The following is a 1,266-nucleotide window of genomic DNA, read 5'->3' as shown; positions in this document are numbered from 1 at the left end:
CCCGTCTGCAGACGGCTCCGCAAGGGCGGGGCGAGGGCACGGGGGTCGCTCCTGTCTCGTGTGGTTCGGCGCAGAGAGGGCGTCAACCTCCTCCGTTTGTTCGATACTAGATACTAAATGGGTGGGATGCAAACGGATCACCCCCGCCCTGGCGGAGCCGTCTGCAGACGGGGGCGAGGCAAGCCCGCCGCGCGGCGCGGCCGGCCGCCCGCCTCCGGGGGGCGGCAACCGGGTCGGCCGACGACGCCGACCGGGATCTCGATGCGGGAGTCCGTGCGGTTGCGGTGCCAGGTACGGGCGACCTTCTCTGCCACGTCCAGGGCGAGAGACGTCGGCGACAGGCCGCGCATCCGGGGGTGCCTGCGGCGCGTTGCAGTGGACGCCGCAGTGGACGCCGCGCGATCCGGGCGCGGGGGAGGGGGCTCCGCTGAACTGAGGTGGATCCGTGGCCGGCTGGGATCGGGCGCGGGCGGATCATCGGCGGCGAACAGGTCGAGTTGCATGGGTCGTTCCTCGGGCGTGGAGGCAGAGAGTCGGGACGGCGGGGCGGCGCGGGGGCGGGACGGGCTCACCCGTCGCCCTCCAGGCCGGGCGCAGTGCGCAGCAGCTCAAGCAGCTGCGCGGCGTTCTCGGGCAGGGCGGCCTCGCGCAGCAGGCGTTTGCGCCGGATCGGGACGGCGAGGCTGATGCCGTCCGGCACACCGGGTGTGTCCGGCCGTACGACGAGTCGGTAGTCGGCGGTGGAGATCATCCAGGCCTCGTACCGGTCGGCGGGGCTGCCGCTGCGGGCGGTATGACCCCCGTCGGGGTCGCGTGACGGGCAGGGGCACGACGGATCGGTGCAGGGCCTTCCCGCGGGATGGCCGGCCAGCACCGTGCGTCGGCGGTAGTGCGTCGCGGCACCGTTGAGCATCGGGCAGTGCGCGGCCGAGTAGGGCAGGCACTCCGGGTGCAGGGCGGGTTCGGGCGAGTAGCCGCGGGCCTGGTCGGCCGGACGGACGATGAGGAAGCACCGCTCGTCCAGCTGGTGGCCGCAGATCTGGCACAGGCGGTCGCGGTAGGCCCGCAGCGCGCGTTCGGCGTCGAGGCTGCCGAACGCGGCATGGCCGTTGTGGATCAGGGAGACCCAGGGCACGACGAGCCCGCCGGCCAGCGGGCGGTGCGCACACCGCTGGGGTATTGCCGGATTCATGAAGAGGTCGGTCCTTCACAGGCTGATCGGGCCCCGGCCGGGCACCCCCCGAACCCGGCCGGGGCCCGATCAGC

General features: G+C 73.6%; 1 protein-coding gene. It reads right to left on the bottom strand.

The window, feature by feature from the left end; all coding sequences use genetic code 11:
* Window positions 1-568 precede the first annotated feature (568 nt).
* Window positions 569-1,192 carry a cell envelope biogenesis protein OmpA gene (locus JHN45_RS52050; protein ID WP_201056515.1) on the bottom strand — a complete coding sequence of 208 codons (624 nt, stop codon included), beginning with the start codon at window positions 1,190-1,192 and terminating at the stop codon, window positions 569-571.
* Between the last annotated feature and the right edge of the window lie 74 nt (window positions 1,193-1,266).

The sequence above is a fragment of the Streptomyces sp. MBT53 genome (genome assembly GCF_016654115.1).
Taxonomy (GTDB): domain Bacteria; phylum Actinomycetota; class Actinomycetes; order Streptomycetales; family Streptomycetaceae; genus Streptomyces.
The sequence above is the reverse complement of the archived record's forward strand: the minus strand, read 5'-3'. Positions and strand labels throughout refer to the sequence as shown.